The organism is Neobacillus oceani, assembly GCF_046237595.1.
Taxonomy (GTDB): Bacteria; Bacillota; Bacilli; order Bacillales; family Cytobacillaceae; genus Bacillus_D; species Bacillus_D oceani.
On record NZ_CP143543.1, the window covers coordinates 1,355,828 to 1,380,688 of the forward strand.

Annotated in this window: 21 protein-coding genes, 1 tRNA gene and 1 pseudogene; 18 read left to right on the forward strand and 5 right to left on the reverse strand. The window is 38.5% G+C overall.

The annotated features are described in order from the left end of the window. The first annotated feature begins 82 nt into the window (after positions 1 to 82). Genes V1499_RS06915 through V1499_RS06925 form a run of 3 tightly spaced genes read left to right on the forward strand, consistent with a single transcriptional unit; the run spans position 83 to position 5,579 of the window. A complete protein-coding gene (locus tag V1499_RS06915) occupies positions 83 to 2,056 on the forward strand; it encodes a putative thiazole-containing bacteriocin maturation protein (RefSeq protein WP_409274889.1) in 1,974 nt (657 codons plus the stop codon). Beyond that, positions 2,044 to 3,984: a TOMM precursor leader peptide-binding protein gene (locus V1499_RS06920; protein ID WP_409274892.1), complete on the forward strand. Its 1,941-nt coding sequence runs from the start codon at positions 2,044 to 2,046 to the stop codon at positions 3,982 to 3,984. Before V1499_RS06915 ends, V1499_RS06920 begins: the two co-directional genes overlap by 13 nt. 23 nt (positions 3,985 to 4,007) lie before the next feature. Next, on the forward strand, positions 4,008 to 5,579 hold the full coding sequence (locus tag V1499_RS06925; RefSeq protein ID WP_409274894.1) for a SagB family peptide dehydrogenase: 1,572 nt from the start codon (positions 4,008 to 4,010) through the stop codon (positions 5,577 to 5,579). Between the two features lie 179 nt (positions 5,580 to 5,758). On the opposite strand, the gene V1499_RS06930 is transcribed toward V1499_RS06925, so the two are convergent. Both V1499_RS06930 and V1499_RS06935 read right to left on the reverse strand, forming a co-directional pair. Further along, positions 5,759 to 6,517: an HAAS domain-containing protein gene (locus V1499_RS06930; RefSeq protein ID WP_409274896.1), complete on the reverse strand. Its 759-nt coding sequence runs from the start codon at positions 6,515 to 6,517 to the stop codon at positions 5,759 to 5,761. Continuing rightward, complete coding sequence (locus tag V1499_RS06935) at positions 6,510 to 6,869, reverse strand: PadR family transcriptional regulator (RefSeq protein WP_409274898.1); 360 nt, start codon at positions 6,867 to 6,869, stop codon at positions 6,510 to 6,512. Before V1499_RS06935 ends, V1499_RS06930 begins: the two co-directional genes overlap by 8 nt. A gap of 350 nt (positions 6,870 to 7,219) precedes the next feature. Between V1499_RS06935 and V1499_RS06940 the strand changes: the two genes are divergently transcribed. Together V1499_RS06940 and V1499_RS06945 are read left to right on the forward strand one after the other, a co-directional pair. After that, positions 7,220 to 7,648, forward strand: coding sequence for a VOC family protein (locus tag V1499_RS06940; RefSeq protein ID WP_409274899.1), 429 nt, complete (start codon positions 7,220 to 7,222; stop codon positions 7,646 to 7,648). A gap of 339 nt (positions 7,649 to 7,987) precedes the next feature. Then, entirely contained in the window at positions 7,988 to 8,626 is a 639-nt protein-coding gene (locus tag V1499_RS06945) for a hypothetical protein (protein ID WP_409274901.1), read from the forward strand. A 152-nt stretch (positions 8,627 to 8,778) separates the two neighbouring features. On the opposite strand, the gene V1499_RS06950 is transcribed toward V1499_RS06945, so the two are convergent. Beyond that, positions 8,779 to 9,270 carry a hypothetical protein gene (locus tag V1499_RS06950; RefSeq protein ID WP_409274903.1) on the reverse strand — a complete coding sequence of 164 codons (492 nt, stop codon included), beginning with the start codon at positions 9,268 to 9,270 and terminating at the stop codon, positions 8,779 to 8,781. Between the two features lie 752 nt (positions 9,271 to 10,022). Here V1499_RS06950 and V1499_RS06955 point away from each other — a divergent pair. The 3 genes from V1499_RS06955 to V1499_RS06965 all read left to right on the forward strand — a co-directional run bounded on the left by V1499_RS06955 (position 10,023) and on the right by V1499_RS06965 (position 10,874). Beyond that, the gene (locus V1499_RS06955; protein ID WP_409274904.1) at positions 10,023 to 10,301 is read left to right on the forward strand and encodes a hypothetical protein; all 279 of its coding nucleotides are present in this window, start codon (positions 10,023 to 10,025) and stop codon (positions 10,299 to 10,301) included. Between the two features lie 65 nt (positions 10,302 to 10,366). Next, the gene (locus V1499_RS06960; RefSeq protein WP_409274906.1) at positions 10,367 to 10,627 is read left to right on the forward strand and encodes a hypothetical protein; all 261 of its coding nucleotides are present in this window, start codon (positions 10,367 to 10,369) and stop codon (positions 10,625 to 10,627) included. A gap of 31 nt (positions 10,628 to 10,658) precedes the next feature. Beyond that, positions 10,659 to 10,874, forward strand: a complete 216-nt coding sequence (locus tag V1499_RS06965) for a hypothetical protein (RefSeq protein ID WP_409274908.1) — start codon at positions 10,659 to 10,661, stop codon at positions 10,872 to 10,874. 95 nt (positions 10,875 to 10,969) lie between these two features. On the opposite strand, the gene V1499_RS06970 is transcribed toward V1499_RS06965, so the two are convergent. Then, positions 10,970 to 11,608, reverse strand: a complete 639-nt coding sequence (locus V1499_RS06970) for a DsbA family protein (protein WP_409274910.1) — start codon at positions 11,606 to 11,608, stop codon at positions 10,970 to 10,972. 184 nt (positions 11,609 to 11,792) lie between these two features. Between V1499_RS06970 and V1499_RS06975 the strand changes: the two genes are divergently transcribed. The 6 genes from V1499_RS06975 (at position 11,793) to V1499_RS07000 (ending at position 18,757) form a co-directional block, all read left to right on the forward strand. Then, a tRNA-Val gene (locus V1499_RS06975) sits at positions 11,793 to 11,865 on the forward strand. A 553-nt stretch (positions 11,866 to 12,418) separates the two neighbouring features. Continuing rightward, positions 12,419 to 13,966: a right-handed parallel beta-helix repeat-containing protein gene (locus V1499_RS06980; protein ID WP_409274913.1), complete on the forward strand. Its 1,548-nt coding sequence runs from the start codon at positions 12,419 to 12,421 to the stop codon at positions 13,964 to 13,966. Between the two features lie 581 nt (positions 13,967 to 14,547). Continuing rightward, on the forward strand, positions 14,548 to 14,997 hold the full coding sequence (locus V1499_RS06985; protein ID WP_409274915.1) for a DUF5392 family protein: 450 nt from the start codon (positions 14,548 to 14,550) through the stop codon (positions 14,995 to 14,997). A gap of 32 nt (positions 14,998 to 15,029) precedes the next feature. Further along, complete coding sequence (locus V1499_RS06990) at positions 15,030 to 15,635, forward strand: TetR/AcrR family transcriptional regulator (protein ID WP_409274916.1); 606 nt, start codon at positions 15,030 to 15,032, stop codon at positions 15,633 to 15,635. A gap of 53 nt (positions 15,636 to 15,688) precedes the next feature. Then, entirely contained in the window at positions 15,689 to 17,140 is a 1,452-nt protein-coding gene (cls, locus tag V1499_RS06995) for a cardiolipin synthase (RefSeq protein WP_409274918.1), read from the forward strand. A gap of 390 nt (positions 17,141 to 17,530) precedes the next feature. Continuing rightward, complete coding sequence (locus V1499_RS07000) at positions 17,531 to 18,757, forward strand: multidrug effflux MFS transporter (RefSeq protein ID WP_409274920.1); 1,227 nt, start codon at positions 17,531 to 17,533, stop codon at positions 18,755 to 18,757. Positions 18,758 to 19,087: 330 nt separating this feature from the next. On the opposite strand, the gene V1499_RS07005 is transcribed toward V1499_RS07000, so the two are convergent. Continuing rightward, on the reverse strand, positions 19,088 to 19,420 hold the full coding sequence (locus V1499_RS07005; RefSeq protein WP_409274922.1) for a right-handed parallel beta-helix repeat-containing protein: 333 nt from the start codon (positions 19,418 to 19,420) through the stop codon (positions 19,088 to 19,090). Positions 19,421 to 19,982: 562 nt separating this feature from the next. Here V1499_RS07005 and V1499_RS07010 point away from each other — a divergent pair. The 4 genes and pseudogenes from V1499_RS07010 to V1499_RS07025 form a co-directional block, all read left to right on the forward strand. After that, positions 19,983 to 21,182: pseudogene (locus V1499_RS07010) on the forward strand (ATP-binding protein); the annotation flags it as partial. A 534-nt stretch (positions 21,183 to 21,716) separates the two neighbouring features. Further along, a complete protein-coding gene (locus V1499_RS07015; protein WP_409276249.1) occupies positions 21,717 to 21,950 on the forward strand; it encodes a cold shock domain-containing protein in 234 nt (77 codons plus the stop codon). A gap of 524 nt (positions 21,951 to 22,474) precedes the next feature. Then, entirely contained in the window at positions 22,475 to 23,611 is a 1,137-nt protein-coding gene (locus tag V1499_RS07020) for an XRE family transcriptional regulator (RefSeq protein WP_409274923.1), read from the forward strand. Further along, a complete protein-coding gene (locus V1499_RS07025; RefSeq protein ID WP_409274925.1) occupies positions 23,608 to 24,186 on the forward strand; it encodes a hypothetical protein in 579 nt (192 codons plus the stop codon). Before V1499_RS07020 ends, V1499_RS07025 begins: the two co-directional genes overlap by 4 nt. Positions 24,187 to 24,861: the final 675 nt, after the last annotated feature.

Sequence of the window (24,861 nt, forward strand, 5' to 3'; positions counted from 1 at the left end):
TTTGTGGTAATCATATAGGACAAAGAAAACTACATAGAATAATAGTGCAGAGTTGCAATGATTAGAACTAAGGAGGAGCGGAATGACAAAATTGAACCCGTCCACGCGTCTGAAGGTAAAAAGAGATACATTTTATCTGCCTGATCCAGAAGGTGGTGTGTATTTTAGAAATAACGAAAGCTCATTCCGAATGAAAGGCAGTACGATTTATCAATGGATTGAAACACTGATGCCGATGTTCAACGGGGAGCAAACTTTGGGAGAATTAACAGAGGGACTAACGGCCCAGTATCGCACCAGAGTATATGAGATTGGAGAAACGTTGTACAAGAATGGATTTGTACGAGATATAAGTCAAGATCGGCCACATCAATTAAATCCTGCGGTTCTTGAAAAATATTCTTCACAAATTGAATTTATTGAGAATTTTGTTGATTCTGGTGCGTACCAATTTCAGGAGTTCCGTCAAGCTAAAGTTCTGGCAGTCGGAGCTGGTCCCATTTTAGTTTCATTGGTGGGTACCTTAATTGAATCGGGACTCCCTAAATTCGATTTTCTGGTAACTGAATCGATGCCTACAAATCGGCTGCGGATTTCTGAGCTAGTGCAGAATGCCCGTGAAGCCGACTCCGAGGTGGAGGTTAAGGAGGTCCCATTTGAAAGAGGGGAACACAGGAGTTTTTGGAAACAAGCTGTGAGAGCCTATGATTGGGTTCTATATGTCTCGCAGGATGGGAATGTAAATGAGCTAAGAATCCTTAATGATGTTTGCAAGGAGGATAAAAAGGTATTCCTGCCTGCCATATGTTTAGAGCAGGTAGGGTTATCTGGTCCAGTCGTTCATCCAGAATCAGATGGATGCTGGGAGTCTGCATGGCGCCGCCTTCATCAATCTGCCGTTGGGGTAGAACAGCAGCCTAACAACTTCTCTTCAACAGCTGGATCCATTTTGTCAAATGTCCTTGTATTTGAATTTTTCAAGAAGGCTGCAGGCATTGCAGGTTCGACTCAAAGCAATCAAATTTACATGCTTGATCTTGAAACATTGGAAGGCGACTGGTTATCATTCCTTGCACACCCGTTGGTTACGTCTACAAATATAACTCCCAGGCTGTTAGAAGACCTTGATTTAAGGATTGAACATGAATCTAACAGAAATTCTCCACATACTAAACTATTGGAATACTTTAGTCTGCTAACCTCTGAAGAGATAGGAATTTTCCATCAATGGGAGGAACGAAATTTGACACAGCTTCCTCTGGCACAGTGTTATGTTCAGGCAGTTAATCCAGTTTCCGAGGGGCCATCAGAACTTCTTCCCGAAATAATTTGTGCTGGTTATACACATGAGGAAGCAAAACGGCATGCCGGGCTAACTGGCATTGAAATGTACGTTTCACAATTAAGCGATTCACATGTTAAGGGATTTGAAAATCGGAATGACCATGTTGACTCGAGCATTCCCAAGGGTTTTATGGGTATCGGAGCGGGAGAAACCATTGAAGAGGCCGTTTGTCGAGGGCTACAAAGATATTTAGATGAAGAATTGAAAGAAAGAAACGAAGATCAACAGGGCGCGATTTTAGATTTGCAGCAAGGATTAATAGAAGATCAGCATTGCAAATATTATTTAAATGCACTGAACACCTTAAATGGTCCATCCATCATCGAGTTAAGAGACGATGTTCTGGGCTTCCCTGTCATACGGGTAAGGTCGAATGGCCAAAGCTACACGAAGGCAGGTTTAAATTTAACGTTTGCATTACGAAATGCCTTACAACTAGCACTTTTAAATGCTCAAAACCAGGTTCATTCAATGGCAAGGCAGAAAAAAGAGCCAGCCGATTTTCTGGAAAAAAAGGAATCCAAATTCCACATTCCTTCATGTGATGGAATTACTAAATTAGAGGTGCTACATTCTGCCATTCAGGTCTTAAAAGAAAACAGGAAACGCTTATTTGTGTATGATCTTTCGTTCGAACCTTTTTTAAAAGAGGAACTTGCAGGGGTATTTGGTGTACAGGTTCGGGAGGAGGAATCCTATTGGCAGCCTTAATTCTAATGGATGGAAAGGGTTTATTGGCGGATTTCGTCTATAACCAATTGTCCAAAAGCCATAACATAAAGCGTCAAAGTATAGAAGAAGAAATTCCGGTTGAAACAAAATTAGCTCTGGTGCTCCACGATTCCTGGGATCCATCGGTTCATCAAAAAGCGGAAAAACGCTTTAGGGATGCGGGGGTCCCATGGCTTCGAGGTTTCGTTTCGTTTGGGGAAGGAATCATTGGTCCGTACGTACGCCCAGATGCACCGGGGTGTTCTTGCTGTGCTGATATCCGGCTTATAATAGCGGGGCCTGATCAACGAGAAATGTTGGCGTTTCAAGGGAAAAGGGCAGCTGGAGAAGGACCACTGCGTGATGCCTGGGCATCGAATACGGGATTATCTCAAATATCAAATTTGTTATGTAATGAAGTGCAAAAGATTCTACAAGGAGAAGTCAGTAATTTAGAAGGAAGAGTATTCATCACAAACCTTAAAACGCTATCCACCTCTAGCCACTTTTTCTTGCCTGACCCATTGTGCCCGATTTGCAACTCATTACCCATTGATACATCAGAGTTAGCTAAAATTCGGTTAGAATCTAGTCCTAAAATCAATGGTGGCGGTTATCGAAGCCGTTCGATGGATGATTTAAAAGCTGTTCTAGTCAAAGATTACCTCGATTCCCGTACAGGGATTATGAATGGGAAAATGCAAGATATCAGATTGCCGTTTGCTGATGTTTTAGTAATCATGCCTCTCTTTGGTGGAATTGAGGGAGTAGCAGGGAGGACTAATTCTTATGAAATAAGTGAGCTGACTGCCATTTTGGAAGGTTTGGAACGATATTGCGGGATCGAGCCTCAAGGAAAAAGGACAGTCGTTCGTGATAGTTATCACCATTTAAAAAATAACGCATTAAATCCCACAAGTGTTGGTGTTCATGAATCCGAAAACTATGAAAAGCCTCATTTCCCTTTTAAAAAGTTTGAGCCTGACGTCCCAATGGATTGGGTCTGGGGTTATTCATTAGTACAAGAACGGTCGATTCTGATTCCAAAGTTACTTGCCTATTATAGTTTAAGCTGCGGGGAGGGTTTTGTATATGAAACCTCGAACGGATGCGCAGTAGGCGGGAGTTTGGAGGAAGCCATTTTCCATGCCATCATGGAGGTAGTCGAGCGGGATTCCTTTTTGTTAACTTGGTACGCCAGGCTCCCACTCCCACGGCTTGATCTACGTTCTGCAAACGATACAGAATTACAGCTCATGGTGGACCGTATTCAAGAAGTGGCGGGGTATGATCTATATTTTTACAATTCAACGATGGAACATGGAATTCCAAGTGTGTGGGCCATCGCAAAAAACAAACGATCCCACGGCGTAAACATCATTTGTGCGGCAGGTGCAAACCCTGACCCTATAAGGGCAGTAAAAAGCGCGATTTTCGAGCTTGCGGGTATGATGTTTAGGGATGACGAAAAATTGGAGGCAAACAGAGAGAAATATGAAAGGATGCTGCAAGATTCGTTCGCGGTCCGGACCATGGAGGACCATGGGATGCTCTACGGTCTGAGAGAGGCAGAGGAACGACTGAAATTTTTATTAGATGATCATGGTCCCCTACGTACGTTTGCTGAGGAATTTAAGGAGCCGCCGGCCAATGCTGATTTAAAGGATGACCTTCAGGATATCCTGAAGAGGTTCCGGAATTTGAACATGGACGTGATTGTAGTCGACCAAACCTCGCCTAACATCAAACGGAATGGATTATTCTGTGTAAAGGTAATCATTCCCGGCATGCTGCCAATGACATTCGGGCATCACCTTACCCGGGTGAAAGGCCTCGAAAGGGTGCTCACGGTACCCATGCAGCTAGGATTTGAGGATAAACCATTAACGTATGAACAGCTTAATCCATTTCCCCATCCATTCCCTTAGTGGAAGAGTAGGAGGACAAAGATTTGGAGATAGATACATTTCTGCATCAACTGCATTTTGACACGGAAAAAGTCTTTCCGCCAGATTGGGAGGTAGATTGGGAAGACGCGCCGCTTCCTTATAAATTGTACCGTGGCTTACCAGCGATTCCTCTTACTGCTGAAGTCCCCTTAACTTTAAGGAAGAGAGAAGATGATCTGAACCCTGGTCTGGAAGAGCTTGGCCATTTCTTATGGTATGTATATGGCATAACTCAATTCTCTCAATCTCCATTTATTGATGGAGCCAAGGGCGAGAATGTGAGCTTTATTCAGTCGTTACGAAGGTTTGTTCCGTCTGGAGGGGCGTTGTATCCGAATGAATTATATGTGTATGTAAATCTGGACGACGCCCCAACAGGGATTTACCATTACGATGTGGCGCATCATCGGCTTATTTTGCTGCGGGAAGGCAATTACGATGACTACCTATCCAGAAGTCTTGATAACGATTTTCCTATTTCGGACAGTTTCTGCACCGTTTTTGTCTCGACCGTTTTTTGGAAAAACTTTTATAAGTACAATAATTTTTCCTATAGGCTCCAGGGGTTGGATGCGGGTGTAATCATTGGGCAAACACTGGAAGTATCCAATCAGATGGGGTTCTACCCGCGTGTATGTTACCAATTTCTTGATCGGTCTCTTAATCATTTGCTTGGATTATCCGACCACGAAGAAAGTGTTTATGCGGTAATCCCAATAACGTTGAAACCGCATCGGGCCAACGATCAAAAAAGAGAAGAAACCGTGTCTGCATCTGAACTGTGCCGGGAAGTTCCGGTGTTGAATCATGCTACCTATAATCGTTCAAAGAGAGTCATTGATTATCCGATGCTAAGAAAACTGAATGAAGCATCGATGTTCGAAACAACTCAGTCCTTTGTAAGAGTAAACAAAAAGAATGCTGAGGCTCCGTTAGGTCCGGAGATGATCTTCCTGCCAGCTGCGGAGCGCTTTTCATATGATTTCGCATCTGCTTGCAGGAACCGGTATTCTCCAGGTTTTGATTTTACGTTAGGAAAAGTAAGCCAAACACAATTATCCACTTTATTAAAAGAGACATTTTCTTTCCTATATCAAAATGATCTAGACGATACACAGGGACAAATTGGAACTCGTTTTTCTTTATATGGAAGTTTTTATCATGTGGAGGGAATTCCTGATGGTGCTTATTCTTATGACAATGGGACTCATGCACTTCAGAGCATAACCAAGGGAGATCACCGGGAGTTTTTGCAAGCTGGATTAACGATGCCCTTTGTAAATATGAATCAAATTCCACTCTGCATGAATGTAGTTGGAGACAAGGATCACCTCAAAGATATACTGGGTGTTAGAGGATACCGTATACAACAGATGGAAGCGGGCATTCTCGTCCAACGGCTGCTCTTGTTATCGTGTGCTTTAGGAATGGGGGGGCATGCACTATTGGGATTTGATGCGAACCAAAGTGATGAGCTTTTTAGGATCGGTTCGAAAAGAAAAACCTGTTTGATTCAAATTCCCATCGGGCCAACCAATCCTCATGCCTGGTTAAAAGGGAGTTTGCGTAGCTAGGAAAATATTATAAATGGCCAGAGTACTCATTTAAAGCTTTTCTCCGGAAAATTGTTTGATGCCTATACAGACCAAAAGAGCAGGATAAATCATTTCCTGCTCTTTTGGTTTTTACAAAGTAATAGAAATAGCCCTTTAACAACAGATAAAATGTAGATAGTTAGTTTTTGTATTAGGAGTTACTTATTTTTTTCCAGCATATACGTTATCCATAAATAAATGGCAATCCCGCCGATACTAATCCACTGGCTTGCCTGTAGTTGTGTAACTTGTTTCAACGATGTCATACTCAGTAAGTAATCAGGTAATGTTAAAATGGCAACGATAATGATTAATGTCCAGGTTTTTGCCCAAAAGGACATTACTATGATAAAGAGTGCAGTAATAATTCCGATTATTAGGCTTGCCGTATGGCCAAAATGAATAACTGGGGTATAGATGGCTTTATTTAAGAAAATCAAACCGACAAACAATGCAATCGGCAGCAGTACTATAGCATATAAGATCAATAATTGTTTTTTGGCAGATTGATTTGTGGTTGAAAGATATTTAAATCCTGAAAAAACGCTAACTATAAATATCCCCGCAATGACAAGATGCCCGACAAGTTCCAAAACAGAATAAGAAAGCGTGCCTTTTAATAAATCTGAAAAAATGGTAAAAGAAAATGACCCAAAAATAATGAGGCAAATATATTTGGCCCATGTTCGATAGTCAATGACCATTTCATTAGAAACCATTTGCATATATTCCTTAGGAGACTTTCCGATAATCTTTTCAATAGACTTGCCACTTTTTTCTGTTTCGAATAAATGGACCTCCAATTCCTCGACAATTTCATCGATTTCATTCGAATTCTTTCCACTGGAAAATAAGTATACGCGTAAATTTCCCAAAAACTCCTTACTTTTATCAGATAGATTTAATTCGTTATTCAACTGCACCATCCCCCTTTATTTGTTTTGTGTCCGATTCATGGTGTAAAACCCGATTGACATTACTTTGTAAATAATTCCAACGCTCCATGAACATTTCCAATTCAGCTTCACCCTTCGGCGTAAGTGAGTAATATTTCCGTCTTGGTCCTGCTATTGATTTTTTTAATGTGGAAGTGACCCATCCTTCTTTTTGCATCCTCATTAACAATGGATAAATCGTACCTTCACTGAAGGAATCAAAACCATAGCTTTCAAGCTTTTCGGCCAGTTCATAACCGTAGACTTCCTTATCCTTGATAATAGCCAAAAGGCAGCCATCAATGATTCCTTTTAACATTTGTGTGGTTGACAACAATTTTCACCCCTTTATATACCTTGTATTACAAGAGTTAAAAATAAAAAAAGGCTTGCATTACAAGATATATAATAAGTATAGCTTCATCTATCTTGTAATGCAAGGTAATTTAATTATTTCGATGTGGATCACCGTTAATTTCCCAGTAAAAAGGAATTAATATTTTGTTAGCTCCGTCCTAATTTTAGAGTGAAGTTATTTCCTTTATAGAGAAACCTATAAACTCTAAAAAACTTTTTGCCACTCTTTAGGAGAACTTTTCAATATATATATGCTATTTATAGGTTTTTTGGTTAGAATGAAGGAGGAACATTATGGATTTCCACTAATTGATAGGAGTGATTGAAATGGCTGTTGATGTTTATTTGAACTTTAATGGGAATTGTCGTGAAGCTGTAGAGTTTTATGCGGAGGTTTTTGGTACGGAGCAACCGCGTATTATGACGTTTGGTGAGAATCCTCCAAATCCAGAATATCCACTTCCGGAAGAAGCGAAAAATTTAGTCATGCATGCTCGTCTTAATATTGATGGAAGCAATGTTATGTTTTCAGATACGTTTCCCGGTTCACCATTTACGGTTGGAAATAACATAAGCCTAGCTTACCATGGCTTTGACGAGGACAAGCTTAAAGCTGTTTTTAACAGACTGAAAGAAGGCGGAACGGTTGGCATGGAGCTTCAAGAAACCTTCTGGGCAAAGCTTTATGGCCAAGTAACCGATAAATTCGGTGTTATTTGGCAATTGAATGTAAATAACGAAAAGTCAGCTTATTAATTTTGATCTAAGAGGGGTCCCGAAAGTAAAATAGGGGTCCCTTTTGTGATTTTTCCACTCTTACTACTCCCCTTGAGAACTGTTGGCCGAAGGAAATTACACAGCATTCAGAGAGCAGCTTTCGCAGAACAGATGAAAATAAAGCCGACTTTTTGAATGTGTAACGAATGGAGAAAAATATCTAACAGATCCTCAACTAATAAGAGTGATATGCTCCAATTTTGCGGGTGGCCAACTGCTCCAAGCGTCTATACTTACCAAACCATTTGTACGTACTCAAAACCAGAGAGGAAGAATATCTTATTAATGCAATAAAAAACTCTGGAGGGGGATGTTACAGTGGGAAATGTCGACCAGGCAGGGACTACTTCCGCATTAAGTGACCCAAGTAATGGGCAGATTCGTCTGGCTTCCATTGGGGCAATAACAGGCGGGTCACTTTTGGCCATCAATAATATTTGGCAAGGATACCTCGATGTGACAACTGGAAATGACGGGATTCTGCACGATGTGACTCATTATGCTTATTATGTTAATAACTCCATGCTATTGTTGGCAATGTGTGGTTTACTCCTTGGACTTTACGCACTCAACAATCGAGTTACAGCTGCAAAAGCAGGATTGATGTGGCGAACCGGGGCCTTTCTTTCTGGACTCGGACAGGGGATGTTTGCACTCGGGGCATTAGCGTTTATTTTACACGGCTTCTTTGACTTTAAATCTTTAATGGATTTAATCAACTTAGCCGCCGGAATCGGCAATATTGTAATGTACCTGGGTGCCCTTCCACTTGGTCTGGTGCTGCGCCGCAGGAATGAATTTCCTCGTACCGCAGCTATTTTATTCCTTCTGACGGTACCAGCAGTTGCCGTCGCCATGATTATTATATACGGCATTAATCCGCTCGTCGGTGGTTTATTATCCGGCGGCTTGTACGGCTTGGCTTGGATCATGACAGGGTTGTATTTAAAGAAATAACGAAAGCGAATAGGAATCTAGGAACTCTTCGAAGCAATTTTTAAATTCTATAGTATAGGGGACAACCCATACTTCAGAATCGTCCCCTATTTCATAGTAGGTTAACAATACCCCTTAACCCCCCTTTATGGAAAAAGCCAGCCGATAGACGTCTAACACAGAACAATGATTTTATAGGGAGTAGTCTGGGCTGGAATGCTAAATGTGGCAGCGCCATATACAACTAGTAGATTCCGGTTTCCGGGATTCCTTGTGAAGGGCTGGCCGTTTTGTAATAAAACAAGAGTATTACTAGAAATATTCAACTGTAACTGACCATCACTACTCATCAGCTGGCTGTTAAAATAGTCTACTTTTACATTTTGATAAGGGTTATCTTTTACGATTATGAGTGCTTGATATTGTGGCGGGTATATAAGAAGAACCGGTACGTTGACATCATAAAAACCAGTCACACGGTCTCCAACTGAAACGATAACATGGTCTAGAAAATAGGTGGTTGGACTAATGACGAAATTTACTACTGAACCATCTCCTCCTTGTAGGGACATTAATTTAAAACACCCTTTTAATTCCTCATCAGATCCTACTAAGTAATCTTGAATCATGGTAACCGTACCAGAAAAAGAACCGTATTTTTTCATTTTTTCCCCTCCATTTTGATTATCCATTGATGAAATACAATCCCTCAGGAAACTTTGAGGGTGGGGAGCTTATAATATTCAAATAAATATTCAGATTGGTCTTATAAATTTTATGATGAAGGAGAATAGATATTACTTACTACGGGCCGCCACTATTAATACGATAAGTCGTTACTTAGTAAAAGTAAAAAGGGATGCCGTGATATCGAAGGCATCCCTTTTACGATGATTGATATAAAATCCAGAACCTCATTTAGATGAGTTAGGGCGAACCCAATATCATCTTTATCAATGTGAACTAAATATGGCTTCACTTTAGAGTGGCTTAACCGGTCCATATGTTCCTCCTAATTAGAAAGGTTCATAAACTATGTTTATGAAAATGCATTCTAATTAGATGTATTTTGGTAAAATCTAAGAAATAATATGGGGCATCCTCTACATGTCAGGTGAAACCAATAAAATCGTCGAGAAGAAAGTTGGCCGCATCGCCTAAGGAATAGAAGAGGAGATCGGCGTTGGATGCGAGCTGACCTATACGCCAGAATATCCGCCACTTTTATAGGGTAGTGTAATTTCATTATAAAAACAGCAAGGTCCGTTTTGGGCCTTGTTTTTTATTGTAGGAGAGATAATCAGAAAGCTCTAATTACCTATGATTAAACATTACTGTTAGCTAATAAATTTGCTAAAACACAGCTGCAAAGTTTCGTGCTAATTTATAGGTAATAACAAATATTGGAGGCGGTCTTGTGAATATTGGGAAGCTGGAAATGGCACTAAAATCGATTGGAAAAAGATCTTTCGTTGATGATTATGAAATCTATAACAATAAGCAACTTTCTAAAACAAAAAAAATTGAAATGTTATCGGAAATATATACTTCCAATGGTGCTACCATAAGAGTTTCTTTTGCAGAAGATACTTTTGAGCATGGTAAACAAAAAGAGGCCTTGTTGCTAATTATGGATTCACCTCGACTTTCAGCAGAAGTAAAAGAGAAGGCTAAAAACCTTCTAAGGTTGGAGTAAAGGAACAATCCTGTTTTAAAATCGAGTTAATTAAAATCCTAATTTTATTAAAAGGGGTAATTTGGTTGATTGAACAAGTCTGGAAAAGAATTAGTCAAAATGAAGGACAAGTTTTCAAGCAAATTAAAGGAGGTGAATTTACCTATAAAGTATCTGGAAATACAATAGAACTGGACCGAACTAATCGTAATGTTTCGAAGGGTACATTTGCAGAAGCTTTAAAGTATGTGCCTCTTGAAAATACTGTACCACTTCAAAAACTACAGGCACCATCTTACTTGTTTGCCATCCTAATGGACCAAAGAATCCGAAAAAATGATTGGTAATTATATAAAATGGAAGGGAGCTTAACTTGTCATGTTTTGGATGAACGTTGATTTTCCCGAAAAATGTTGTACTGTACATAAACAATACTGTTCATTTATCTTGCAAAACGAAACCGATAAAAAAGGTATTGGACAAAATCTAGAGGATGGCGGTTGGCATCAGTTTGCATCTCTAAGTGAAGCAAACGAAAAATATGAAAAATCTTATTCGCAATTAAAATACAAAAAATGCAAGAAGTGTTTCTAATCCGCTAATAAATCTCTTGAAAAAACAGTAAAATCCAAAAGCTCTCTCTTATGTAAAAAGCCAGCCGATTGCCCGGCTGGCGCCCACGAACCATGTCAGCAGCCATCAATCCCACATGCTTCGCCCGCAGCTGGCGGCTCCTTGCCAAGCTCGCGCTCAATAAACCTTTCCAGCATCTCCTTCGTATTTAATCCTTGAACCCGTTGATCCCCAATAAAAAACGTCGGAACAGCGGTAATCCTGGCTTCCTCATACGCATGGCGGAGAGCTTCCTTGTGCGCCTGCTTATACTTCCGCGTTTCAAGTGCTTCTCGGAACGTCGCTTCATCAAGTCCAACTTTTCCCGCTATCTCTGTCAGAACATCGATATCACCAATATCACGGCCTTCCGCAAAGAAAGCAGCCAGCACAGCCTCACTATATTCGTTCCCTATCCCATGTTCCTTAGCCAACTGCGTTCCTTCATGTGCTAGATGTGTATGTGGCTGCGGATCAACATCCGGAAGGACAATCTTTACGTTAAAACGCTCAGCTATCGGCCAAACCGAACCATGCCAAGCATTCTGAATATAATCGCCCTTTGGCGACAGCGTCTTATGGGGAAACGGCCGCAGCTCAAATGGCATCCATTCCAGCTCAACATCCTTACCCTGAATCGCTTCTTTTAGCGGAGCCTCCGCTATATAACAAAACGGTCACACAAAATCTGAATACACACGGATCTTTAACGTCACTTGAATCCCTCCCGAATAGTAAGGTGTTCCCCAATAGTGTAAGCGGAGGGGGGAGGGTTATCCAAATCATCTGCTTTAAGTTGAAAGTCTACTTTTTGAATCGAATTTAATGAAAAGGTATTGACTTTAACTTTGTTTCTTAGTATAGTAATTATTGTCCTCACCAAGAGGAAAACTTAATAACGATTCCGTAGCTCAGCTGGGAGAGCACTACCTTGACAGGGTAGGGGTCGCTGGTTCGAACCCAGTCGGAATCATACTAATCCTAACATCAATCGGTGTTAGGATTTTTTATTTATTTCTATAACTAAATTCCGATTATTGCGAACGTATGTTTCAATAAAGTATTGAGCAATTTGCAGAACCGAGGTAGTCATGCTTAGTCAGATTTTTAGTAAGATTTCCGCTATTAAAAGAGTCGATCAATCAGACACGCTATATTTTTTACAAAGAGAAAAATCTACTATTAGGAAAGCAATAAAGCCGACTCTATTGACCAGAAATTTGGCAGAGAGCCGGCTTTTCTATTAGGACTATATGATCAGGAGCCCTATTTATAGGTGCTCCTTTTTTAGGATGACTGCTCATAGGCCCGTAAAATCAAGAGTTTAGCTCAACTAAAGTGGAATCCAATATGAAATTAACCTTCTCATTAAAACACTTACGTCTAAAAAATGTCAAATAAATATCTCTTTTTACCTATATAAAACTACCTAATTTATGTATAATAATGCTAAAAATATCTAGATTACTAGGAAAAAAGACTATTTTTAGTGTTTTTGGTTAGTTATCGGGAGAAGGAGAAGGAAAATGCTGCATCTGAGAATTTACTTCAAGAGTTTTATTATTATATTAATTGTGACCATGCTTTGGCTGCCCAATACATCGGTGGTTGGTCAGGGTTTGATAGACGATAATAAAAATGGCATAGATGATAATTGGGAAAGGGAGTATGGCCTGAGCTCAGGTATAGAATTTGAGGATTTTGATAATGATGGACTGTACAATCTTGCAGAAGTAAAAATTGGGCTTAATCCGCAAGCGCCAGATAATGATAAAGACAAAGTTATACGTGTGTCAGATATGATTGACAATAGCCTCGCTAACAGTGATTTTGATATGACGGATCAATTGCAAAAGGCAATAAATCTTGGAGCCGGCAACATTGTTGTTTTGCCGTTCGATTGTTCATATAAAGTCAGTGGATTAAAAATTCCAGACAACACTATTCTTATTGGGTACGGGTCAAAGATTTATAATGATACTACACACCAAACCCTGTTGACTATTGGCAGTGGGGTAAAGCTATATGGTATTGAGCTTCAAGGAGCAGGCAATAAGATGGCAGATAGTAAAGGAATCGGGATAAGGATTCAAGGAGCGGGTGCTGCTGGCTATGCCAAAAATATTGTCGTAGAAGATGTAAAGATTCGCAATATAGGCTTTTATGGTATCCTTGCTGAATTTGCTGATAATGTAAAGATTTCAAATACTATTATTCATGATATCGGTTTTGCAGGCTTTGGAGGCCTTTCTGTTAGAAATATACATATTGATAAGAGCCACATAAAGGGAATTTCGCCAGGAAGCAAAGGGAACGCCTATGGCGTCTTCTACTCGCGTAAGGGTGCTGAGAGCAGCTTGGAAGCACATCCGAGAAGTGCGGATAGTTCAGTGACCGACAGTATAATAGAAGACATTCCGTTATGGGAGGCTTTAGATACTCATGGCGGGGAAAATATTACATTTAACAATAATACAATACGAAATACCAAGGTTGGAATCGCATTTGTTAATGCAACAGGAAATGATGGAACGGATGTATATGGCTCCCAGAAATGCACGGCCAAGGGCAACCGAATAGATGGAATCGGTAAGGGATATGGGATCGTAGTGGCTGGAGCTTCATCCGATAACAGCAGAGACTGTACTATAGAAGGTAATCAATTAACTGAAGCGGGACAGCAGGGGAATAACATCTCGGGTGCTATTCAGGCGTCATATACTAAAGACTTAGTGATAAAAAATAATACTTTGGTCAATTCATATGCAAATGGGATCCACTTATATACTCAAAATCAGCAGTTTTCAGTTTCCGGGAACAAAGTAGAGGATGTCCAGGATAATGTGTATGTGGCGCCATCCGCCATCGCCTTTCGTTCGGGCAATAATTCCGGTACGATTGCAGGAAATAGCCTCATAAGAAAAAATGAAAAATTAAATGTTTATGTTTCACTGAGAGGAATCAATATTTCCACACCAGCCGGAATGGAACTGTTGATTGGCCAAAATACAAACAACTGTGTTCTTCCCGTGGCAGGAGGAGCAGGTAAACATGTAACATACATATTAAATTAAAAGCTGCCTACATAGAAAATTGCATTTTTGCCGCTGATGATGGAAAGATATCTTCCTTTTAGTGGCCAATATACTATCATTTTTAGATAAGGGCATTGAGTATTGCGGAGAGAATGAGCCAGCTATGGACCCGGCAATTGCTGACAATTTAACCAGTAACTGCAGGGGGCCATGAAATATTAACAGCCATTGGAGACTTGAAATTCTCTGATGGCTGTTATCATTTTATTTGAAATATTATCCCTCTCAATGGTGTTCTATAAAGTCTAGCGCTATTTTAGCCAGCTCATCTTTATCCATTTCAACCTTCCTACAACCATTGGGCACCATGGAAGAAGAGTTCATCTTGTGAAGCTATTTTTGTTTGAGTCTGTTTTGAATCGTGAAATTTGACATATGACACTGTGTCACGCTACCATTATAAGTGACACGGTGTCACAATATGTTAGGGTTAATAATTATATGGAAAGTCTTGAAGAACTTAGGGTTATTACCAACAATGAAAGGTTTCAACTACCAGATAATTTGTTAATACCAATAAAAAGAGCTTATTCTGATTCATAGCAAAGAGGAGAGATAGTTTGATACAATTCATGAACGATATGCCCAATTCTGTGAAAAGAGAGATTGAAAAACTTGAGGAAATCATATCCCCTTTTTTGAAAAAAGCTTCTAAATACGCTTTGTTTTCATTTCCTTTAATTACTTTATCCATCTTTAATCTGTTCATTATATTATTTGCTTCTCCAAATCAGCAATACACCGCAACCTCGATTGTCGTCTTTGCTGTCATCGGTGCAATCGGTATGGCGTTTTCCAAAGAGGCCAAAATACAGCGTATTGAGATTCAGAACATTAGTGCCGACTACATGATTGAAAGAATTAAAAAAAGTGAGCTAGTGCCAGAACATCTAAAAAAAGAGTATGCTTCCCTTATAAAGGACCAGCCTTCAATGGCCATGCAGCATTTCATCACTTTTTTGAAAAAAGAACACCAGCAGCGCAGTACATTTTTTAATAACACACCATAAATACGATTATCTAAATAGGCGGGGATGAAAATTTGCCGAAAGTTACTTTTTTTAATTTGCCCGAGGATAAAAGACAAACATTAATTCAAGCTGTTAGACAGGAGTTTTCAAGGGTACCATTAAATCAAGCCTCGATTACGAATATCATTACAGCTGCTAACATCCCGCGAGGCAGCTTTTATCAATACTTCGAGGATAAAGAGGATGCGTTTTTCTTTCTATTAAATGAACTTATAAAAGAAGATAAGGAAAATTTTATATCACTATTAAGACAAAATGATGGCGATTTATTTGATACGATGTGTGATTTTTTTCGGTTAATCCTCACTAAGGAGGATACACACCAATTTTTGAAAAACATTTTTTTGAATATGACACATAAAATCGAAAGTGCTTATGCCAGAATCTTTATCGACATAGAAGAGGATGGGAGTTTTAAGGAAGCGGTTAGTTCATTCATAGATCAATCTGCCTTAAATATTTCCAATGACAGGGAATTACTCTATGTCATGAAAATCATTATAGCCGTAACGCTTCGCAATCTAATTGAGAAATTTGCACGGGATTTACCATATGAAGAAGCAATGAATCATTATTTGGTGGAAATCGATTTATTAAAGAGGGGATTGAAACAGTAACCGTACAAAAATACAATCTACACGAACATGATGTAATTAGAAAGGAATTCTATATGGATTTTAGCAATTTAACTACACTCATTGTAGCCATCATCATGGTAAGCAATATTTTGTTTGCGGGGATTGTTGTATTTATTGAACGTAGGGATATTGGATCAACTTGGGCTTGGTTGATGGTCCTGCACTTTATTCCGGTCATAGGTTTCATTGCCTACCTATTCCTGGGCAGACAATTAAAACAGAAAAATTTTTATCGATTGTCTGCGGAGGAAAGAAATTATCTTCAATCAGAGGTTGTTGAACAACTTAATGAATTAAAAACGAGTGAATGGTACAGGAACGATACACTAAAGAAATACGCCGATTTATTAAAAATGAATGTAAAGTCTTCGAATGCATTAATCACGTTGAACAATGATTTGGCCATATTTAGTGATGGCCATGATAAATTCCGGTCCTTATTTGAAGACATCCGAAATGCGAAAAAAGAGGTTCATCTTCAATATTATATTATTCAGCCGGATTCCCTTGGAAAAAAACTGCGGGATGAACTTACGAAAAAAGCAAAAGAAGGAGTAAAGGTTCGTGTTCTCTATGATGAAATTGGCTCTAAAAGGATTTCCCGTTCCTTCTTTAGGGAGCTGATTTCCTACGGAGGGGAAGTTGAGGCATTTTTTCCTTCTATTTTAAAATTGATTAATTTCCGGATTAATAATCGAAATCACCGAAAGCTTTGTATCATTGATGGTAGGATCGCGTATATCGGTGGTTTCAATGTAGGAAACGAGTATCTTGGATTAAATAAAAAGTTTGGATATTGGCGTGACACACATTTAAGAATTGTCGGAGATGCGGTAAACGATATTCAAGGAAGATTTATTTTAGATTGGAATTATACGGCGGAACATCAGCTGGATCTTGGGCGTCTTTTCATACAAACCGAAAAACATGACACGAATGTTCCAATCCAAATCATTGCAAGTGGGCCGAACTCAGAAACGGAACACATCAAAAACATGTTCATCAAGTTGATCATGTCTGCTAAACGGAGTGTCTACATACAAACACCGTATTTTGTTCCAGATACAAGTTTTATGGATGCTTGTAAAATGGCGTTACTGTCTGGAGTTGATGTAAGAATCATGTTTCCAAATAATCCGGATCATCCCTTTGTTAAATGGGCTTCCGGAGTCTATGCAGGAGAACTTTTAAAATATGGCGCAAAAATACTTCTGTATGAAAATGGATTCATGCACGCAAAAACGATTGTAGTTGATCAGGAAGTTGCTTCTGTTGGTACCGCCAATATAGACAGGAGAAGCTTTTATCTAAACTTTGAAGTAAATACCATCGTTTATGATAGAAAAATAGCGGATCAACTTACTCAACTATTTTTTCACGATAGCCGAAATAGTAAAGAATTAACGCTGGACATCTATCAAAGGCGTTCCATTTTCATCAAAATTAAAGAAGCAATATCCCGGCTTTTATCCCCCATCTTGTAATCTTAGGAACTTTCTCCATTTAGATAGAACCCATATTTTCTACAAGAAGAAGGGAGTAAGAATACTTCCTTATTTGTTGCACACAAGAATTAAACGAAAAAGAATACGGAAATTGAGGATAGATAGAGCACGTTTATTGTGCTTTATCTATCCTTTTAATTTTGCCTTTTCTATATAGCCTCTACGAGGAAGGAATAAAAGTTAGAGGACCAGGCGCAAGCCCGAAAATAGAAGAACTAGTCCATTTTTAGATTAGAAGACTACATATTTCTATTAATTGTTTACCAAAACGGGTTGTTCAGGATATAATGTACCAATGTGAAATTTCGGTTAACGAAATTTTTAACTTAGGGCTTCAGCAGGAAAAACATAAAGAAAGGGGAGACCGACATGAATGAATCTAGCAAAAAGAAGCGGCTGCAACTCGCTTTGCTTTTAGGCTCGCTTGGCATTTTGGGGCCATTTACAATCGATACGTATTTGCCGGCCTTCCCTACCATTGTAAAGGAATTTGATACGACGGCTTCACTCGTCCAAATCAGTTTGACTGCCGCTTTATTGGGGCTTGGTTTGGGGCAATTGGTTATAGGGCCATTAAGTGATGTGAAAGGGCGCAAAAAGCCATTGTTGTTCTTTCTATGCCTTTACATCCTGACTTCCCTGGCATGCTCAATCGCACCAAATATCTACCTCCTTATTGCGGCTCGATTTGTGCAAGGGTTCGCGGCGTCTGGCGGGATCGTCCTATCCAGGGCTATCGTAAGGGACCTTTATACCGGTAAGGAACTGACAAAGTTTTTTACTTTAATGGTGTTGGTAGGAAATCTCGGCCCAATCATTGCCCCGATTGTTGGAGGGGCCATCCTTTCTTTTCAGGATTGGAATTGGGTATTTATTGTTCTTGCATGTATTGGTGTCGTATTGACCATTACCGTTTCATTTAAGTTAAAAGAGACTCTGCCGCCAGAAAAACGGGTTCCAAGTAATTTGCCTCAAGTTCTAGGCAATTTTGGAACATTATTTAAAAACAAAGAGTTCATGGGGTATGCATTTACCCAAGGATTCATAACGGCTGGGATTTTTGCCTACGTTTCTGGCATTCCGTTTGTTTATCAAAACATTTACGGTGTAACCCCTCAACAGTTTAGCCTTTTATTCGGGATTAATGGCTTAGCGTTGATTATCGGAAGCCAGTCCGTCGGGCGGTTGACAAACATCATTTCGGAACGGACTTTCTTGAAAATAGGCCTAGGGTTAGCGAATGTATCAGGCTTCTGTTTGCTCATTGCACTCCTATTGGAAGCCCCGCTGATAGGTGTCATAATCCCGGTTTTCTTTTTCCTGACTTCGATTAGTATGATCGGAACAACATCCTTCACATTAGCCATTCAGTCACAAGGGCATATGGCAGGCAGCGCTTCAGCATTACTGGGGGTATTGCCGTTTGTCATGGGATCTTTATCTGCCCCGCTTGTAGGAATTGGGGGAGCCTACACAGGAGTTCCCATGGCAGCCGTCATTTTTGGCGCCAGTACTTTGGCATTCATGTGTTATTTCTTCCTGGTTGGAAAAACCAAAGTCCAGGAGCCGGTTCCGATGCTAGATAGGAAGGCTTGAAAAATAGTAAATTAAAATTCTTTCTACAGCAGTAGTTAACAATTTTGTACAAAAAAAGGAGAGGCCAAATAAATGGTTTCTCCTTTTTTCGTCGTATTAGTGGGAAGAAATTCTTCCGAATCATCAAATTCTTTGGTTAAGAAATCTGGCAGAGAGCAGGCTTTCTTATTAGAACAATATGCTATAAGACCTATAGATCAGGAGCCCTATAATTAGGGGCTCTTTTTTTTAGTATGACTGCCAAATCAATAAGACTAGTATAATCATAACATTCGCTCAACCGCACAGTAGAATCCATTATGAAATTAACCTTCTCCTTAAAACCTACCTTTAAAAATTTACAAATAAACGCCTCTTTTTACCTATGTAAAAATGGTTATTTATGTATAATAATGTTTCATAGGCATTCCCTTTGCTTCCTGGTGAAATTCCCTTGATGTGGCTCTTATCAATATGTATATTTCTAACAGAAAGGCCCCCAATACCTGCAAAACCGATATCATGAATAATAGTATTTGAAATCTTTACATTATCTGCAAATTCAGCAAGGATACCATAAAAGCCTATATTGCGAATCTTTACATCCTCTACGACAATATTTTTGGCATAGCCAGCCGCACCCGCTCCCTGAATCCTTATCCCGATTCCTTTACTATCTGCCACCTTATTGCCTGCCCCAGACTCAATACCATATAGCTTTACCCCACTGCCAATAGTCAACAGGGTTTGGTGTGTAGTATCATTGTAAATCTTTGACCCGTATCCAATGATAGTAGTGTTGTCGGGAATCTTTAATCCAGTGACTCTATATTAACTTTCACACGGCAAAACGACAATTTTGCCGGCTCCAACAATTATTGCCTTCTGTAATTGATCCGTCATATCAAAATCATTGTTAGCCAGGCTATTGTCAATCATATCCGACACAAGTATAACTTTGTTTTTATCATTATCTATCGCTTGCGGATTAAGCCCCATTTTATAATCTTAAGAAAGGCATTAATTCGCATTGACAGGGTAGGAGTCGTGGGTTCGAATCCCTCTCAGATAATACCAAACCTAACATCAATCGGTGTTAGGTTTTTTTATATCCTTTTCATTTTACAAAAACTTACTCGCTCTCTTGGAGTATTAGCTATAATAATTTTACTCCTTTTTTAATGTAGAAATGACCCTCTTTCTGTAGTATATTGGAATTATCTCTCATAATTTGGAGGTTATGGTAATGGATATTTTGACAATTCAGGAACGAATTCGATTAAACATAGGTTTACGAGAAAGCCAATTTAGAGAATTTAAGAGTGCCTGGGAAGGAAGAGCTGATAATAGAATATTTAGAGAGCCACGTGAAATTGCGCAAGATATTGGTAAAACGCTAGTTGGATTCGTGAATGCTGATGGTGGAGAGCTTTTAGTTGGCGTAGAAGATAACGGTGAGATAACAGGCGTTCCACATGCACAAAAAACGATAGAACAATTGCTACGGGCACCTGTGGAATATGTACATAGGGACACCCCTTTACCTACTAGTTTTATAGCTCAAGGTGTGACCATAGACGAAAAACTTGTTCTTTATTTTTATGTGGACAAAGGAACGGACTATGTACACTTGACAAGTGATGGTAAATGTCTTCAAAGGAAAGATAGAGAAACATTGCCTGTTTCTGTTGAAAAATTAAGATTTGAAAGGCAAGAACAGATTTCTAGAGAATATGATCGTGCCTTTGTAGATGGAGCCTATGTCCATCACTTAGATATTGCTCTTTTGATGGAGGTTTCTAAGAAAGTAGGAAGGGGAATATCTCCTGAAAAGTTACTACAATATTTTGATTTAGCTGAACCAGATGTTGGTGGCTTACGTGTCAGAAGGGCGGCACTGTTACTGTTTGCAAAGGATATTAAAATTTGGCATCCCCGATGTTCTGTTAGAGTAGTAAGAGTTAGAGGAACTGAACTATTACCCGGAAGAGGGTATAACGCTATCTCTGATGAAATCCAAACTGACAACATATTGACTCTTTTACAGACCGCATGGATAAAAATTAGACCTCATTTAACAGAAACGAGATTTTTTGATGATGGGTTATTTAAGGAAGATACGATGTATCCTGAAGATGCTGTTTTCGAAGCTTTATTAAATGGACTTGCACATAGAGATTATAGTATTGAGGGTAGAGGTATAGAAATTTTTATATACGATAATAGAATGGAAATTCAATCTCCAGGTGGTTTGCTTTCTTCAGTAACTATAGAAGAAATAAAAAAGTTAAAGGGAGCTCATCAATCTAGAAATGTTAAGATAGCTAAAGTGCTAGTTGAATTAGGCTTTATGCGTGAAATGGGAGAAGGCATGCGAAGAATCTTCCGTTTAATGAAAGAGAGAGACCTAGTTGCGCCTGAATTGATTGGAGATCAAAACCAATTTACAGTTGTTTTAAAACATGATTCAATATTTTCAAATTCTGATCAGCGTTGGTTAAGCGGCTTTTATGATTTAAAATTATCAAGAGAAGAAATGCTAGTTGCATTACTGGGGAAAGAAGGAAACTTAATTTCTACTCAAAAAATAATGGATACATTAGGGATTGTTGATACGGCAGAATATACAAGTTTGACTTATATAATGCAAGTCAAGGGTATTTTGTTTAGAGCAGTAGCAAGGAAAAAAAGAGGGGGGAGGAAAACCCCTGTATATGGAATTAGAGAGCCTCAGGTATGTGAAGCGTCCCTTTCAGACCTATATACCTTAATCGCACGATTAGGTCCTGTTAAAGAAAGTAATTCGCAGTACATTGATAATCTTCTTAATATGTTAGATGAAAATAATATTTACAAAACAGATAGAACCAAATTTATTAAATTTTTAAACATTATTGGGTTATTCAACGAACATCGAGAACCTACTGAACTTATTCAGGGTATTTGGAAAACTTTTCAGAAAGGAGAGAAAAGCCAGGCAATATTTGAAAAGGCAAAGGTAAGCTATTCTCAAAAAGGAAAAGTAAAATGGTTCAATAACATAAAGGGATATGGATTTATTGAAGAGGAAAATGGAAATCAAATATTTGTCCATTATTCAGAGATTGAAGGGGACGGGTTCAAAACGCTTAAAGAAGGACAACCTGTTGGCTTTAATATGAAATTAGGTGGAAAAGGTCCGATTGCTGAAAAAGTAGTGTTATTAAAAGGTTAGAAGCAAATTAAATAAGATTAAAATCCTGTCATTTAGATTGTGGCAGGATTTTATATTGTATAGAACTAATGTATTGTGATGGTTATGTATATCATTAAGCAGGGATTCGGCTATGAAAAGGGTCTGGACGTACTACTTTGTCTCTACAAAAAATCAGGTTATTCATCATGATGTAACTTTACAAAGGAAAGCTTGCATGGCAATGCCCACCTGCTTCGGGAATGCTAGGGCATTATCGAACGACAAACATAAATGGGCAGCGGGATGTAAGATGTAAGACTCTCCTACTAGAAATCTTTATTTGTAAAAAAGGTGATGATATTAAAGACGAAGTTTTTCGGGTTTGTTTTGGGGAAAAGATTTTATTTGATTTGCCCAAATTCTCGAATTCTTTCCACAGTTCAAAAACAGGATACGAATAACTTAAATCCGTGAATCAAGGCCATTTCTGTTTGTTGGACCTTAATTGTAATGTTTATTGTTATAATGTAAAATAATGCTTGCTTATATGGGGGATTTAGGTAATGACAATTGACACTTCAATGTTGGCTATGAAATTAAAAAAGTATCGGGTGCAATTCTTATTAACAATAGAAGAACTATCATATTCTACCGGTATACCATGTGAGAGGTTAATCGAATTTGAATTAGGGAAAAGACTACCCACTGGTGATGAAATATTGATTATATCAGACTTCTATAAATGTGATTATAAGTTTTTTATTTCAAATGAACAATTAACCGCTTTTGAGCAAACTGAGCTTTTATTTAGGAGGTTTGGTGAATCTTTATCTAAAGAAGATCGAATAGCAATACAAGAGGTCCTATACTTGGCAGAATGTGAAGAATTTCTTCTTCAAGAGTTAGGAATTACAAAAAAAGAATTTAAGTTTATTAAACAAGGGGCATTATTCAAGCAACATGGGATAGAAGCTGCTAAAGCTTTAAGAAAGCATCTCAATTACCAAGATAGGAAAGTACCGAAAGATGTTTTTAAAGATTTTAGATCAATCGGGATACATATTTTTAGACGACATTTGCAAAACTCTAATATATCTGGCATTTATATCAAGCATCCAGTGGTTGGTAAATGCATTTTAGTTAACTACAATGAGGATGTGTATCGCCAGCGGTTCACTTGTGCTCATGAAGTAGGACATAGTATTTTAGATGATAAAGAAGAAATTATTGTCTCTTTCAATGATTGGGATAAGAAAGACCTTTCTGAAATAAGAGCAAATACTTTCGCCTCAAATTATCTATTACCTCCTTTGTTTTTGAGAAAGCTTTCAGAAACTATAAACTGGGATAACCAAAAAATCATAGAGTGGTCGAACGAATTAAAAGTGAGTACACAAGCGTTGATTATTGCTCTAAAAACAGAGGGTTTAATAAATGAAAATCAATTCAAAAGTTTTAAGAGTCTAAAAGTTCCTAAAAGTTTAAAAGTAGACCCCGAATTATCAGGTGATCTATCCAATAATGAAATATTAAGAAAGAAAAAGTTTCTTGAATTGGGCTTATCACCAACTTATGTTTCGATATGTTTTGAAGCCCTAAGAAGAAATATTATATCTTTAGATAGAATGTGTGAGATGCTTCTCATAGGAGAAAGGCAACTATTCGAAATTGCAGATTTATATAAGGAAGTGGTAATTTGAAGGTAAACATTAAAGATTTTATTAAGATTAATGTGGTTGATACCTGTTCAATTTGGAATCTAATTAGTTCGTTTAGATTTTATAACGCTTCAAAAAAAGCTGGATGTCATTTTTCGTGCACAGCTTTTATTATGTATGAGTGTCTTTATAAACCCAGAAAATCAGTTTCTGAAACAGAACAAATTCTAATAGGACGTCTTAAAGGGTTGCATCAACGAGGGGAGTTTAAGGAATATCATATAGAGATAGACGATTTACAAGATGTTGATCTTCTAAAGAAAAGAAAAAATTTATCAAAAGGAGAGCTTTCCGGTATTGCATTTGCGAAAAAAATCAATCAAGCCTTCATTACTGATGATCAGGGAGCAAGACTTTTAGCCGAACAGGTGATGCCAGGAAAAATGGTTCAAACTATACCTCATTTGTTTGGGTGGTTATTTTTTAATGAAATGCTGATTGATTCAGATAAAGATGAAATTATTAATGAACACAAATATTTTAATAGACCCCTCTCAAAGTATTTGGAGGATACCTATACGAAGGCTTTAGAATTAAAACTAGCGTCAAAATATTAAGATTTGAGCATCTCAGCAAGAAACAAAAATGACCAAGTTAGAACACATAAGGACTCATATTTGACTTCGGTCAAGCGTTAGCGATATCTTAATATATGTTCATGCCCCTTTAACCAATGCTTATTTATGTGGGTTCTTTTATTTGTTTGGAAAAAATTAATGTGAGCGTCAATCTCTTCCCACCTTTTTCCTATTTCGGTGGCAAAGCTGATTTCTTTCTTTCATTATCATTGGGAGCCCCTGACAAATTCTATTGAAAGGGGAAAAGGAGTTTTAGAACCCTATTCTCCGTTAAGAAGGGCAAAGAGTGGCAAGGGAAATATCCAACGGATTACCAACACTTCCAACATTAAAAACTGTCCGACTACTCGTAAAGCCAATCAATGAGTGCCACTTAGAATATCACCAAAGCCTACAATGTTCGGTTTCTCGTTCTCTTCTAGTGTAGCTATCCAATCCATATTTTTACACATAGCTTCTTTTTCCTGAAGCATGGTAAAGCCTAAGATATTTTCGGCTTATGTAAAATCAACATGATAGGGCAAGGTGCGGAGACAGCTACTCGCTCTTGTCCTTACTGCTTTGGTCCCACTAGATCACATCGTTATCCCTTGTTTCTGAATAAAATCCTCATAATTGCCAAGGACAACTACTTCACAAACCTCTCGTATCCGG